We start from the raw sequence: 14641 nt of genomic DNA, 5'->3' as shown, positions 1-14641 counted from the left end.
AATTTTATAAACTATCAAAGTCACTTAAATTCTGTTCTATGATATTGGCTCCTTTCTGTAAAATTTGAATATAACTTGTTACGTTCTCCATTTTAAACCTACTTAAAGGTCCAGAAGCACTGATTCCAGCAATCACTTTTCCTTTGTTATTATAAATTGGAATAGCAATACATACCAAGCCTAATTCTGATTCTTCTATGTCTAATGCAAATTTTTGTTGTTGAATTAGTAGTAATTCTTCTTTGAGTTTTGAAGTAGAGGTGATGGTGTTTTTGGTAAAAGGTCTTAGAGTAACCGAATCTAGAAAGTCTTCTTGTATTTCTGGTGAAGCAAAAGCTAGTAATAATTTTCCAATAGCACTTCCATTAATGGGAGCATAAGAACCTATAGAAGTACTTATTTTAAGTCCTTGTAAACTATCAGCTTTATTAATGTGTAGCACTTGCTGCTCTTTTAAAATACCCAATAAAACCGTTTCTTGAATTTCTAAAGCTACCTTTTGTGTAGGTTCATTAGTTAAATTTCTTAGTGATTTGTATATTGAAACTCGATTGCCTAATTCAAACAACTTACTGCCCAGTTGGTATTTCTCATTATCATTCTGTTGTACAACATTCAACGAAACTAAAGTACTTAGTAATCGGTATACGGTACTTTTGTTATGGCCTGTTTTAGCAGCTAGTTCTCTAACACCCCATTCTTTTTTATTACTGGTAAAAGCATCTAAAACCGTAAATGCTTTGATGATGGATTGATTTAAACTTTTGGAATCTAGCTTCATTTTTTTGGAAAATTATTGACTAATATAATAAAGTTATGTAGATTTATGAAACAACGTTTTATTATATGAAACACTTTAGTTTTTTATTTAGAATCAAAAATGAAGTATCTTTAGTGTTTTGAAATGGTTTTTAGAAATAAAGATAAGTATGTACAAACCAACACTTGATTACGCACAGCAACAAGATAAAGAAGATAAATTAGCACACTTAAGAGCACAGTTTCATATTCCTAAAGATGCAAAAGGGAATGATTGGTTGTATTTTACAGGAAACTCTCTTGGGTTGCAACCAAAACAAACACAACAATACATTCAACAAGAATTAGACGATTGGGCAAAATATGGAGTAGAAGGTCATTTTGAAGCTCGAAACCCATGGATGCCATATCATGAGTTTTTAACCAATTCAATGGCAAAAATAGTGGGAGCTAAACCAATTGAAGTAGTGGTGATGAACACGCTTACGACCAACTTACATTTGTTAATGGTGTCGTTCTATCAACCGAGTAAAACAAAGTATAAAATCGTTATAGAAAGTGATGCTTTTCCTTCGGATAGATATGCAGTACAATCGCAATTAAAATTCCATGGATTTGATACAGAAGAAGGACTGATAGAATGGAAACCTCGTGAAGGAGAAGAATTATTGCGTATTGAAGATTTAGAGAAAATAGTAGATGAGCAAGGTGATGAAATAGCCTTGTTGTTGATTGGAGGAGTAAATTATTATACAGGACAGTATTTAGATATCAAACGTATTGCAGAAATAGGACATGCTAAAAACTGTATGGTAGGGATTGACTTAGCACACGGTGCGGGAAACATTTCGCCAGAATTACATGATAGCGGAGTTGATTTTGCAGCTTGGTGTACCTATAAGTATTTAAATTCGGGTCCTGGAAGTTTAGCAGGATTGTTTGTACATGAAAAACATGCACATAATAAAGAGTTACCTCGTTTTGCAGGTTGGTGGAACCATAACAAAGAAACTCGTTTTAACATGCGTCAACCCTTTGATGTAATGCCAGGAGCAGAAGGTTGGCAGTTATCAAATCCTCCTATTTTATCGATGGCAGCAATTAGAGCTTCATTAGATATGTTTGAAGAGGTAGGAATGGAAGCGTTAAGAGCTAAATCGGAAAAATTAACGGGCTATTTTGAATATCTAATTAATCAGATTGATACCGATAGAATTAAAATAATTACGCCATCGAATCCGAAAGAAAGAGGCTGTCAATTATCTATCCAAGTAAGGAATGCAGATAAAAGTTTACACAAAAAACTAACCGAAAATAATATTATAACCGACTGGAGAGAACCTGATGTAATTCGTTGTGCACCAGTGCCAATGTATAACAGTTTTGAAGATGTATACAGAATGGTTGAAATTTTAAAAACATTGCTATAAATGAAAAAAGTAGTTGTTGTTGTTTTAGTTCTATGTAGTTTTAGTAGTATAGCTCAAACTAAGTATCAAAAAGATTTTGATTATTTGTGGAGTATGTTTGATGGATTCTACGCTTACTTTGATCAAAAACAAACAAATTGGGATGAGGTAAAAAAGATTTATCAAAAAGAGGTAGAAAATGTTTCGGATGATTCTCAGTTTATTAGGTTAATAGAGAGTATAACGTACGAACTATACGACCCTCATACGGGGATTAACCGAAATTTAAAATCTTCATTTCGACTAATTCCAACATCAACTGATGCATGGGTAAAAATAAAAGATGGAAAATATTACATAGCTGACATTAGGTCGGGTTTTGAAATTGAGGAAACAGGATTAAAAGTTGGAGGTGAATTACTTAGTATTAACAATCGTAAAATTGAAGATTTAGTAGAAGAAGTATTGCCAAAATCTTTTAAAAACCCAAAAGACGATGTAAAAGAGTTTTTTGCGAATTTGTGGTTTGCTGGAAAGCATAATGAAGAAAGAGTGATTCTAGTACTAGAAAATGGAAAAGAAAAACAATATAAACTAAACAAACCTACAGCTTCAAAAAAAGAAAACGGAACTTTAAGTTCAAGAATTATAAAAGGAAATATAGGGTATATAAAGCTAAATAATTCTTTAGGAAACAATGAGGTAATTAAAGCTTTTCCTAAAAAGGTAGATGAGTTTAGAGATACCAAAGCGATAATTGTAGATTTAAGAGATACACCAAGTGGAGGTAATGCCGAAGTAGCAAAAAGTATTATGGGAAAGTTTATATCGGAAACAATTCCATATCAAAAACATGAAAAAGTAAGTTTAGAAAGAGAGTTTGGTATAAAAAGAAGTTGGATTGAGTTATTAACACCTTTAAAAAATCCATATAAAAAACCAGTTATTGTATTAGCAGGAAGGTGGACAGGAAGTGTAGGAGAAGCAATAGCACAAGGTTTTGATAACATAAAATCGGCAACAGTAGTAGGGACTGAGATGGCAAAATTGTTAGGAGCTATTGAATGTGATAGGTTACCAAATACTAAGATCAATTTATGTTTTCCTGTTGAAAAACTGTTTCATGTAAATGGCACACCAAGAGAGGAATTTATACCTGAAGTTCACACTAAATCAAGTGAAGAAACATATAAAAAAGCGATTAAAATACTAAATGAGTAAAAAAGACAACATAGTAATCATAGGTGCTGGTTTATGCGGAAGTTTATTAGCACTTCGTTTAGCACAAAGAGGCTATAAGGTAGCAATGTATGAAAGTCGTCCAGATTTACGAGTTACCGATATTTCAGCAGGACGTTCTATCAACTTAGCATTATCTGATCGTGGTTTTAAAGCACTTCGTTTATGTGGTGTAGAAGAAAAAGCGCGTGAAATTTGTATTCCGATGTACGGACGTTTAATGCACGATAGAGAAGGGAATACGTTTGCTTCTAATTATTCAGGTAGAGAAGGAGAATATATCAACTCTATTTCGAGAGGAGACTTAAACGGAATCTTATTAAACGAAGCGGAAGCACACGAAAATGTAAGCATTCATTTTAATACAGAGTGTACTTCGGTTGATATTGAAAATACCGTGGCGCATTTTAAAAACTACAATACGAAGGAAGAGTTTTCAGTAGATGGAGATGTGATTTTTGGAACAGATGGTGCAGGATCTGCATTGAGGAAAAGCTACTATTTAGAAAGAAAATTCTTGTTTAGCTATTCGCAGAATTTCTTGACACATGGATACAAGGAATTAGAAATTCCTGCAGACAAGTCAGGGAAACACCAAATAAGTAAAGATCATTTACATATTTGGCCTCGTGGAGAGTACATGTTAATCGCATTGCCAAATTTAGATGGAAGTTTTACGGTAACCTTGTTTTTAAGTTACGACGAAGGAGAATACAATTTCAACAACTTAACTTCCGAAGAAAAGATAACTGAGTTTTTTGAAAAAGAATTTTCAGATGCCTTAGCGTTGATACCAAGTATTAAAGATGAGTTTATTAACAATCCGACTGGGGCTTTAGGAACAGTAAAATGCTCACCTTGGCATTATCAAAATAAAACCTTGTTAATGGGAGATGCAGCACATGCGATTGTTCCGTTTTATGGACAGGGGATGAATGCTTCGTTTGAAGATGTAACGGTATTTGATACGATTCTAGATACGCACGAAGGAGATTGGCAAGCTACTTTTAAAGCGTATGAAAAAGCACGTAAAGAAGATACTGATGCGATTGCTGATTTAGCTATCGATAATTTTTACGAAATGCGTGATCATGTAGCAAATCCATTATTTAAGCAAAAGAGGAAGTTAGAAATGGACTTAGAGAAGACGTTTCCAACAGAATATTTTTCAAAGTATTCTATGGTAACTTTTAATGAAGAGATTCCGTATGCAGAAGCGATGAAAAAAGGACGTGCGCAAGATAAAGCTCTGTTAAATATGGTGGCTCATCATGATTTAGATGCAATCACCGATTTGAATGAGGTATTAAAAAAGGTGCAAGAAGAAACCAACGAAATTTTAGAAGAAGATAAAATTGCTGGATTTAGATAGTTGTTTATTGTAGTTCTCTTTTTAGTTTCAAAAGTTCTTGTTCTAAAAAAGAAAGTTTGTTTTCTATAGAGGTGTTAAGGTCAGGAATTCTATTGAAAAATACATATTGTATTTTCCACAATTCTTTAATATCTGTAATAGAAAATGTTTTATCGGGGATGTTTTTATGGTTTGCACGTAGAGTTACAGAATCGTTTTCAATGTATAGTTTGCGTAGAATCAATTCATTTTTAACAAGAGTTAGTGTGAGTTCTCCATTTTTTAAGTTCTTTATAGTGTTGTTTGGTGTAAACTGGCCTATTACTATGTCGTTAGGGTATAATCCATTATTGTGATTAGCCATTTCTAAATTAGAAACGGTATAAGCTCTGAGTTTTTTTTGAGAGTTAATAGGGAGTTGAATTTTGGATAAATCATCAATAAAAGAAGTTTTGTTGTGGTGTTTTATGTATTCTGTAATTGTCTTTTCGGTTATGCAAGGTATAATGGTGAAGGTTTCTTTTGATAGTTTTTCAGTTTCTAGGGTTAAATCCTCTTTAAACTGAAGTAAATTATTAACTGTGAGCTCTGAAGTTAATAAATTGTCTATAGGAATGCTAAAATAATTAGCAATTTTTATAATGGTATCAATTTTTGGTTCGCTTCTGCCTTCTTCATAAGCGCCCAGTGTAGCTCTCTTAAGGTTGAAGAGTTCTGCAAAAGCTTGCTGGCTTAAACGTTTAACACTTCTGATTTTTTTTATGTTTTTACCAAAGAATGACATGTTTTTTGCTAATTTTATTTGCTGAATGTTTTTATTTTTGTATATTTGAGCAAACAATATTAGCTAATTATTTTTATTTTTGCTAATTTTTTTAGTTTAAAAATTAGTAGGGGGATGTTTAAAATTAATTTTTTTGAATCTATATTGCTAATAATATTATGTTAAGTGTCTTTGATTTTAGAAACTTTTTGTAATATTATCGCTTAAAAAGAATGCTATATTAACTAATCAAACTGCTTAAAAATGAATACACATTTTAGTAAGGTAAAGGAGTTTTTACTTGGGTTAAATTTCAATATAATAAAAGAAAATCAAGAAGAAGGTATTTTTGTTGTTGAGAAAGAAAACGAAGGAATTAAAAACTTAATTATAGGAGTTGCAAATCCAATTATAATTTTTGAACAATATATCTTTAAAATTAAAGAGCCTAATCAAGAAGTTTTTAGGAGTTTACTGCAAAAGAATAGAGATATAATCCACGGGGCTTTTGTCTTAGATGAAAGTGGAGAGCGTGTTATTTTTAGAGATACACTTCAATTAGAGAATTTAGACGCTAATGAGTTTGAAGCGAGTTTAAACTCACTTAGCTTACTCTTAAGTGAATACTCAGATCACATTATTAATTTTTCAAAATATTAAAAAAAATAGATATGAATTTTTTTAAAAGACTTTTTAAAATAGGGCAATCAGAAGCAAATTCTGCGATAGATAAAATGGAGGATCCTATTAAAATGACAGAACAAGGAATTAGAGACTTAAAACTGAATTTAGAGAAGAGTTTAGAATCCTTAGCGCAAGTAAAGGCGTTGGCTATTAGAGCTAAAAATGATGTAGAAGAATTAACATATAAGGGTCAAGATTATGAGCAAAAAGCTGTGTTGATTTTAAAGAAAGGACAAAATGGTGATATAGAAGTATCTGAAGCAGATCGATTAGCAAAAGAAGCTCTAATGAAAAAAGAAGAGACAAACCATAAAATAGGAATGGTAAAAAAAGAAGAAGCTCAGTTTAATGACTCAGTAAGTAAATTAGAGTACAATATTCAAGAGATTAAACAGAATATTAGTAAATGGGAAAATGAATTAAAAACATTAAAAGCAAGAGTTAAAGTTTCTAAGGCAACTAAGAATTTGAATAAACAAATGGCTGATATTGATAGTGCTAGTACTGTTGCTATGTTAGAGCGTATGAAAGAGAAAGTGAAACAAGAAGAAGCTTTGGCTGAAGCTTATGGAGAAATAGCGAAATCATCTAAATCAATAGATCAGGAACTGTCAGAGGCAGCAGATGTAACTGAAACTTCGGCAGAAGAAAGTCTGTCAAAATTAAAAGAAAAATTAGGGTTAAATAGTAAAGAAGAATAAAATTGAACACTTTTACTGATATTATATTTTCATCTGTTAACTTACCACTTACAATACTGGTAATTATACTTTTGTTGTATTGGATAGTGACAATGATTTCAGGAGTTGATTTCGATTTAGATATAGACGTAGATATCGATGCAGATTTTGATATTGATACAGATTCAGGAATAGAAGGAGGAAATGCAGATTTTCATGATGTTTCAAATGCAGAAGTAAATAAAGAAGATGTACTAGGCAAGAGAAGAAAACCATTAAAATGGTGGCAAATTTTTCTGATTTACTTCAATTTTGTAGGGTTACCTTTTATGTTTACGTTTACCTGTTGGATTTTTATTTGGTGGATTTGTACGGCATTTTCTACTGTTTTAACAGGAAGTATAAACAATAGCTTTGGTTTTGCATTAATGTTAATAGGTTTTTTACCCTCGTTGTTTATCAATAAAATTTTTACAACACCTTTTAAAAGTTTTTTTAAGAGCTTAAATCAACACGGAGATTTACCGATAGATATAGTAGGTAGAGTAGGAGTTTCTTTATCGAACATCAAAGAAGAAAAATTAGGTTCAGCTGAAGTAAAAGCTGAAGGGACTCACTTATCAATAAATATTAAATCGTTAGATGGGAGTCCTATACAATTTAGAGAGCAAATCTTGATTATAAAACAAAGCCAAGATAAGTCTTTTTATTACGCACAATCATATATAAATTAAAAACAAATTATTTAAAAAAAGAACTATGACAAACAGTTTATTACAGGTTATTGGAGTAGGTGTAGGTTTAATTCTATTCCTTATTATTTTATACTTTGCTATAATAGCAATGTTTTACAAAAAAGTACCGCAAGGGCAAGCATTGATACGTACAGGTTTCGGAGGAACTAAAGTAGCAACAGATAAAGGAATGTATGTAATACCTGTATTTCACAGAGTAGAAATTATGGATATTTCTGTAAAGAAAATTCAAATAGAACGTTTAGGTAATGATGGATTGCTTTGTAAGGATAACATGCGAGCAGATATTAAAGTTGCCTTTTTTGTAAGAGTAAACAATGAAGTAGAATTTATTAAAAAAGTAGCACAAACTATAGGTTGCGATAGAGCATCAGACATTTCAACTCTAGAAGATTTATTTGAAGCTAAGTTTTCTGAAGCTTTAAAAACGGTAGGGAAAAAATTTGACTTCACAGAGTTGTATGAAGCTCGTAGAGAGTTTAGAGATGAAATTGTTGATATAATAGGAACTGACTTAAATGGATACACGCTGGAAGACTGTGCAATTGATTACTTAGAGCAAACATCAGTATCTTATTTAAAAGCAGATAATATTTTAGATGCAGAAGGAATTAAAAAAATTACTGAATTAACAGCTGCACAAAATATTAAAGCAAACTTGATAAAAAGAGATGAAGAGAAAACTATTCGAAAGCAAGATGTAGAAGCTCGTGAAGCTATTTTAGAATTAGATAAACAATTAGCGGAAAAAGAAGAACAACAAAAAAGAGAAATAGCCAACGTTAAAGCAAGAGAAGAAGCTGAAATCTTAAAAGTTAATCAAGAAGAGCTATTAAAATCAGAATCAGCAAGAATAGCAACAGAGGAAAAAGTACAAGTAGCAGAAGAAAACAAACAACGACAAGTTATTGTAGCGGCTAAGAATAAATTACGTACAGATGTTGTTGAAACTGAAAGAGTAGAAAAAGATAGAATGTTAGAAGCTACTGAACGTGAGCGAATAGTTACATTGGCTCAGATTGAAAAAGAAAAGGTAGTTGAAGTAGAGAAGAAAAACATACAAGATGTTATTCGTGATCGTGTTACTTTAGAAAAAGGAGTTGTTGAAGAACAAGAGAATATGAAAGATATTCAGGCGTTTAAAACAGCAGAAAGAGAAAAGCAAGTTACCATTACGTTAGCTGAAGCAAAAGCTCAAGAAGATTTAATTAAAACAATTAAAGAAGCTGAGGCTCAAAAAGAAGCTGCAAAACAAAAAGCAGAAGAAATAAACATTGAAGCGCAGGCACATAAAGAAGCAAGTGAAAAAGAAGCTGATGCTCGTAAGACATTAGCAGATGCAAAAGCAAAAGAAGAAGCTACTTTAGGAATGTCAGAAGCTCAAGTAATGCATGCCAAAGCAGATGCTAGTGAACGATTTGGTACAATGGAGGCACTTATTATTGAGAAGAAAGCAAAAGCAGAGGCTGTAGGTATTGAAGCAAAAGCTGAAGCACTAAGAAAAGAAGGAATGGCTGAAGCGGAAATTATAAGAGAAAAAGCCTTAGCAGATGCAGCTGGAATTGAAGAAAAAGCAGCAGCAATGAAAAAACTAGATGGTGTAGGTAAAGAACACGAAGAGTTTAAACTGCGTCTAGAAAAAGATTTAAAAGTAGATTTAGCGCACATCAACATACAAAAAGATATTGCAGATGCACAAGCTGATGTTATTGGACAAGCATTAAAATCTGCTAAAATTGATATAGTAGGAGGAGAGACTATGTTCTTTGAGCAAATAATGGGACAAATTACTAAGGCTAAAGGACTAGATAAGATGATTGAAAATAGTAGTAATTTACAAGAGGTAAAGGATGCTATTTTAAGTAGTGATGATGTGAAAGGAAACTTAATGGAACGCGTTAGAGATTTTGCTGTAAAATACGGAATTTCTTCTGATGATATTAAAAACCTAACAATTGCTAACTTATTAATGACTCTTAAAGAAAGAGCAACATCTGATGACGATCAAACGCTTTTAGGAAACCTTTTTAGCTTAGCAAAAGGTTTAGATATATCTAATAAAAAAATGAGTTAGAATAACACTTGCCCGGGTATTGATTTTTCAATACTCGGGATTTCTTTTAATAAGTGTTTTAAAATTAATTTTAACTCGTAATTTTATATGGATAATCAACAACTTGATGGCGGAACTTATGAGATTATTCAGAGCCGTCTTCAAAAACAAAAAAAAGAGCTACTAAATAGGTTACAAAGATTAAATGATGCTAGAAAGCATGTGTTTGGTACAATTGAAACAAAGCTTATAGCAAATGATAGAATTAACACAGAAAACAACTGTATAGCTAGAGATATTGTATCTCTAGGAAACACTTCAATCTTTGGATATAATGTTCATTTTGGACTAAGAACAGATATTAAGTTATCGGATGTTTTCAGCGCTTATGAGTTTAAAGACAATCGTTTTCAGCCAAAATCATTAGATTTTCTTCATAATGAAACTTTCATAACTGACTTTACTAACCTATACAAGTATTATCGAAATACTATTTTTGCAAAATTTGCAATTATAGATAATTACCTTCACATGGTTTTCCAGTTAAGTGAGAGTAAAACCGATGTGAAAACTTTTAAGTGGTTAATAAAGGAAAATGAATTAGTATATGTTGATAATAGAAGTGAGCATGAATACAGGTTTCCAAAGCAACATGAATTTAATTGGCAAGAAGTAACCCGAGATATGCACCGTTATGGTACTTACTCTCATATTTCTATTTTAGATAAAGTTTTTGTCGAAACTATCGGAGGTGATTTAACTATTAAGATAGAAGATAACACTGATGAAGGAAAAGGAATTCTTGAAGAGCCAGTAGAACATGTTGATCAAACATTAGATGATGGTCAGTTTCGTTATGCCGATTTAGGAAACCTTATTCTATTAGAGATAAAACCATTTCAGGAAGAAGCTCGTTATTTTATTTATAATCATAAGTTACAAGAAGTTCAAAAAGTAAATAGTGTTAAAGACTGTGCTGTATTATTACCAGACGATCAAGGTCTTATTTTTCCTGATGGATATTATTTACAAACAGGGCAGTATAAACTTTTTGAAAATAACGCTAAAGACGTTAAGTTCCAAGAGAAAATAGTTTCTCCCAACGGAGAAGACTTTTTATATGTGTTTTATGCTACAACAAGAGGGCTATATATATTAATGTCTTATAACATTATTGAGCAAGAGGTAAAAATACCTATTGTTTGCAATGGTTTTACAATTTTAGAGAATGGAGAATTGTGTTACTTCAAAACTGAAAATGAGCAAACAAAACACCATGTTGTTCAAATTTGGCAAACACCTTATGTAAAAACAGACAGTATTCCATCATTACATGAAGATACCTTACTTTATAAGATTGGTAATAAAGATATTGTAAAAGCAATGGCAGAGTGCCATGAATTAATAACACTTTTAAATAAAGAAGATAGTTATGCTGGTTTATATAGTGATATAGCTAAGAAATCTAATGATATTAATAGTAGTTATTACTGGATAAATGAGCCCGAAACAGAACAGTTAAGTGTACCTGTTGCAGAAATTAACGATGCAGCAAATGCTGCTATTGATGAATTTGAAAAGGTAACTCAATTAAAGCAACAAGCAGCTAAAGAAGGCAAGATTATTCAAGAAAAATCTAATGAACTTTTAAGTAAGATCAAAAGTACTTCTTTTAAGACCATAGAAGATTTTGTTGACTTATTAAATCAACTACGAGTATTAAGAGGGCAGGTCATAAGCTTGAAAGATGTTCGTTATATAGCAATTGACATATTAGAAGAAATTGAAAACTCAATTGAAGAACAAAACACAATAATATCAAAAAGATGTGTAGAATTTTTGTTGAATGATCAAGCTCTAAAACCCTACCATAAACGCGTTCAAGAAAGGCAAGATGATTTAACATCTATAAAAAAGGTAGTAGAAGCTAAAAAACTTGAAAAAGAAGTAGATCAAATAACAACAGATTTAGAACTTTTAATTGAAATTGTAACAAATTTAGAAATAGAAGATACTTCTCAATCGACTAGAATTATTGATAATATCTCTTTAATCTTTGCTACATTAAATCAATTAAAAGCAGGAATTAAAAATACAATTAAAACTTTAGGAAGTAAAGAAGCTAAGGCAGATTTTTCTGCTCAATTAAAACTTATAGATCAAAGTATTATTAATTACATTGATATGGCTACTACGCCAGAAAAATGTGATGAGTTCCTCACAAAAATAGCAATTCAGTTAGAGGAAATTGAAGGTAAGTTTGCCGATTTTGAAGAATTTATTTCCTTAATTATAGAGAAGAGAGAAGAAGTTCATAATGCTTTTGATGCCCGAAAGAGTACAATACTCGAAAAAAGAAATAAGAAAATAGAAGCATTAAGCGCTGCTTCTGAAAGAATTTTAAAAAGTATAGCAAAAAAGGCACAAAGTTACCCCTCAGTTGAAGATATTAACGGATATTTTGCTGCTGATTTAATGATTAACAAAGTTAGAGATATTGTTAATCAATTAAAAGATTTAGAGTCAGTTGGTAAAGCTGAAGCTATAGAAACACAACTTAAAGTAGCTAAAGAAGATGCATTAAGAAAATTAAAAGATAAACAAGAGTTATATGAAGATGGTGAGAATATAATTCGCTTAGGAAAACACAAGTTTGGAGTTAATAAACAACCGTTGGATTTATCAATAGTTTACAAAGATCAAACGTTACATTATCATTTAACAGGAACCAATTTCTATCAAGAAGTTGAAAATGAAATTTTACTTAAATCTGAAAAATATTGGAATCAAGAACTAGTTTCTGAGAACGATTTAGTGTATAGATCTTCTTATTTGGCGTATAAATTATTTACTTCGTATTCAACAGATGAATTATTAAAGCTAAACGAACAAGGTTTATTAGCGTTAGTTCAAAATGAAAGTGGAAGCTTGTTTGCAGAAGGATATGTAAAAGGCGTGCACGATATTGATGCTTTTAAAATATTGTATACACTAGTCCATAAACATCACGAATTAGGTTTGTTAACATACGCTTCAAACACTAGAGCATACGCTCAATATTTCTGGAACTCTTTGCCTAAAGAGCGTCAAGATTATTATAATTTTTCAATAAAAGCATCAGGAGATGTCTTACGATTCTTTCCTGAAAGTGAAGAATACGATTTTTTAATAAATAAATTACAAAAAGAAATAACTACTCTTTCAGAAGAAACTTTATTGTTTTCTAAAGAGGTAGGAAAAACAATAGCTAGTTACCTATTTAACCAATTAAAAAGCACTAATTCATTTATAATAAGTGCTATTGCGTTAGGAATAAAAGAAGACTTTATAAAGTATCTAACAAAACAAGATGCATTACATGTGTTTAAAAGTAATCTTGAAAAGACTACAGATTATAGCGCAAAAATTCAGCTGACTAAACAATGGGTAAGCTCATTTATATCATCTATTGATGGAAATGAAAATTACACAGATGAAGTAATTTCGTTATTATTATTTCACCATGAGCCTAATGCTGTTTTACATGCAAACCCTGAAGAAACCATTAAAGAGTTAAGAGGAGAACACGATACTATTATTGAAGGAAGTTTTGAATTTAATTATCATAGTTTCATTGAAAGATTAGAGTTTTTTTCAAAAGAAGACGTACCTAATTTTTTAGCATACAAAGAGGCGAAACACCTATTGGTAGAAAATTTAAAAGAGACATTAAAGTTAAATGAATTTAAGCCAAGAGTATTATCTTCCTTTGTTCGAAATAAGCTAATAGATGAAGTTTACTTTCCCTTGATAGGAGATAACTTATCTAAGCAGTTAGGAACGGTTGGAGATAATAAACGTACAGACAGAATGGGGATGTTACTTTTAATATCACCCCCAGGTTATGGAAAAACTACTTTGATGGAGTACCTAGCCAATAGGTTAGGATTAATCTTTATGAAAATTAATGGACCTGCCATTGGTCATGAGGTAACCTCAGTCGACCCGGAAGCAGCAACAAATTCAGCTTCTAGAGAAGAACTCAAAAAGTTAAATTTAGCTTTTGAAATGGGAGATAACGTAATGTTGTATTTAGATGATATTCAGCATTGTAATCCTGAGTTTTTACAAAAATTCATTTCTCTTTCAGATGGAACAAGAAAAATAGAAGGAGTATATAACGGAAAGCCAAAAACATATGATTTAAGAGGAAAGAAGTTTTGTGTAATTATGGCTGGAAATCCATATACTGAAAGTGGAGATAAGTTTCAAATACCTGATATGTTGGCTAACCGAGCTGATATATATAACTTAGGAGATATTATAGGAGATACAGATCATTTATTTAAACTTAGTTTAATAGAAAACTCATTAACATCAAATCCTATACTACACCAGTTAAGTAGTAAATATTTTGAAGATGTTTATGCTTTGATAAATAGAGTTGAAAATAATACTGAAGAAGGGGAGTTGAAAGGAAATCATACAAAGCAAGAGATTCAAGATTATATTTCGGTATTAGAAAAAGTAATAACTATAAGGAATACCATCTTAAAAGTAAATAAAGCATATATTGAGTCGGCTGCAAAGGAAGATGAATATAGAACAGAACCCTCTTTTAAGTTACAAGGTTCATATCGAGACATGAATAAGTTAGTAGCTAAAGTAGTACCAATAATGAATGATAATGAGTTAAAAAGACTGGTATTGTCTCATTATGAAAGTGAATCTCAAACATTAACATCTTCTGCTGAAGCAAATTTATTGAAGTATAAAGAATTAATAGGAGATATATCAGAAAACGAAGCAAACCGATGGAATGATATAAAAGAAATTTTTGTTAAGAATAATAAGCTAAAAGGTTTGGGGAATAAAAATGAAATGGCTCAAATATTAAACCAAATGATGTCATTTTCAGATAATTTAGAAGGTATTAAAGAGGTTTTAAGAAAAGGATTGCAAGGATAAA

10 protein-coding genes are annotated in these 14641 nt (G+C 31.2%); 8 read left to right on the top strand and 2 right to left on the bottom strand.

Going from position 1 to position 14641, the window contains the following annotated elements:
* Positions 1–4: 4 nt before the first annotated feature.
* Positions 5–781, bottom strand: coding sequence for an IclR family transcriptional regulator (locus AC3VJB_RS07515; RefSeq protein ID WP_497666969.1), 777 nt, complete (start codon positions 779–781; stop codon positions 5–7).
* 148 nt (positions 782–929) lie between these two features.
* On the opposite strand from AC3VJB_RS07515, the gene kynU reads away from it, so the two are divergent.
* From kynU to AC3VJB_RS07500, 3 genes are read left to right on the top strand one after another with little or no spacing between them, the layout of a single operon-like run.
* Complete coding sequence (gene kynU / locus AC3VJB_RS07510) at positions 930–2189, top strand: kynureninase (protein ID WP_497666968.1); 1260 nt, start codon at positions 930–932, stop codon at positions 2187–2189.
* On the top strand, positions 2190–3389 hold the full coding sequence (locus AC3VJB_RS07505) for a S41 family peptidase (RefSeq protein WP_497666967.1): 1200 nt from the start codon (positions 2190–2192) through the stop codon (positions 3387–3389).
* Positions 3382–4779 carry an FAD-dependent oxidoreductase gene (locus tag AC3VJB_RS07500; RefSeq protein ID WP_173360686.1) on the top strand — a complete coding sequence of 466 codons (1398 nt, stop codon included), beginning with the start codon at positions 3382–3384 and terminating at the stop codon, positions 4777–4779. The genes AC3VJB_RS07505 and AC3VJB_RS07500 overlap by 8 nt, the downstream gene beginning before the upstream one ends.
* A 4-nt stretch (positions 4780–4783) precedes the next feature.
* On the opposite strand, the gene AC3VJB_RS07495 is transcribed toward AC3VJB_RS07500, so the two are convergent.
* Positions 4784–5542, bottom strand: coding sequence for a helix-turn-helix domain-containing protein (locus tag AC3VJB_RS07495; protein WP_047789347.1), 759 nt, complete (start codon positions 5540–5542; stop codon positions 4784–4786).
* A 243-nt stretch (positions 5543–5785) separates the two neighbouring features.
* Here AC3VJB_RS07495 and AC3VJB_RS07490 point away from each other — a divergent pair, with 243 nt between their 5' ends.
* The 5 genes from AC3VJB_RS07490 to AC3VJB_RS07470 all read left to right on the top strand — a co-directional run bounded on the left by AC3VJB_RS07490 (position 5786) and on the right by AC3VJB_RS07470 (position 14640).
* Entirely contained in the window at positions 5786–6181 is a 396-nt protein-coding gene (locus tag AC3VJB_RS07490) for a CesT family type III secretion system chaperone (protein ID WP_047789346.1), read from the top strand.
* Between the two features lie 11 nt (positions 6182–6192).
* A complete protein-coding gene (locus AC3VJB_RS07485; protein ID WP_497666966.1) occupies positions 6193–6906 on the top strand; it encodes a PspA/IM30 family protein in 714 nt (237 codons plus the stop codon).
* A 2-nt stretch (positions 6907–6908) separates the two neighbouring features.
* Complete coding sequence (locus tag AC3VJB_RS07480) at positions 6909–7619, top strand: hypothetical protein (protein ID WP_497666965.1); 711 nt, start codon at positions 6909–6911, stop codon at positions 7617–7619.
* A gap of 25 nt (positions 7620–7644) precedes the next feature.
* A complete protein-coding gene (locus tag AC3VJB_RS07475; protein WP_047789343.1) occupies positions 7645–9714 on the top strand; it encodes a Band 7 family protein in 2070 nt (689 codons plus the stop codon).
* 87 nt (positions 9715–9801) lie between these two features.
* Entirely contained in the window at positions 9802–14640 is a 4839-nt protein-coding gene (locus AC3VJB_RS07470) for a DNA repair ATPase (RefSeq protein ID WP_497666964.1), read from the top strand.
* The last annotated feature ends 1 nt before the right edge of the window (position 14641 follow it).

The organism is Tenacibaculum sp. TB-53 (assembly GCF_059716285.2).
This window is presented reverse-complemented; position numbering and strand designations above follow the sequence as displayed.

What these genes read in the sequence shown, in the direction of transcription:
- AC3VJB_RS07475 (WP_047789343.1), top strand. Translation starts at nt 7,645, where the DNA reads ATGACAAACAGTTTATTACAGGTTATTGGAGTAGGTGTAGGTTTAATT.
- kynU (WP_497666968.1), top strand. Translation starts at nt 930, where the DNA reads ATGTACAAACCAACACTTGATTACGCACAGCAACAAGATAAAGAAGAT.
- AC3VJB_RS07470 (WP_497666964.1), top strand. Translation starts at nt 9,802, where the DNA reads ATGGATAATCAACAACTTGATGGCGGAACTTATGAGATTATTCAGAGC.
- AC3VJB_RS07490 (WP_047789346.1), top strand. Translation starts at nt 5,786, where the DNA reads ATGAATACACATTTTAGTAAGGTAAAGGAGTTTTTACTTGGGTTAAAT.
- AC3VJB_RS07485 (WP_497666966.1), top strand. Translation starts at nt 6,193, where the DNA reads ATGAATTTTTTTAAAAGACTTTTTAAAATAGGGCAATCAGAAGCAAAT.
- AC3VJB_RS07505 (WP_497666967.1), top strand. Translation starts at nt 2,190, where the DNA reads ATGAAAAAAGTAGTTGTTGTTGTTTTAGTTCTATGTAGTTTTAGTAGT.
- AC3VJB_RS07500 (WP_173360686.1), top strand. Translation starts at nt 3,382, where the DNA reads ATGAGTAAAAAAGACAACATAGTAATCATAGGTGCTGGTTTATGCGGA.
- AC3VJB_RS07495 (WP_047789347.1), bottom strand. Translation starts at nt 5,542, where the DNA reads ATGTCATTCTTTGGTAAAAACATAAAAAAAATCAGAAGTGTTAAACGT.
- AC3VJB_RS07515 (WP_497666969.1), bottom strand. Translation starts at nt 781, where the DNA reads ATGAAGCTAGATTCCAAAAGTTTAAATCAATCCATCATCAAAGCATTT.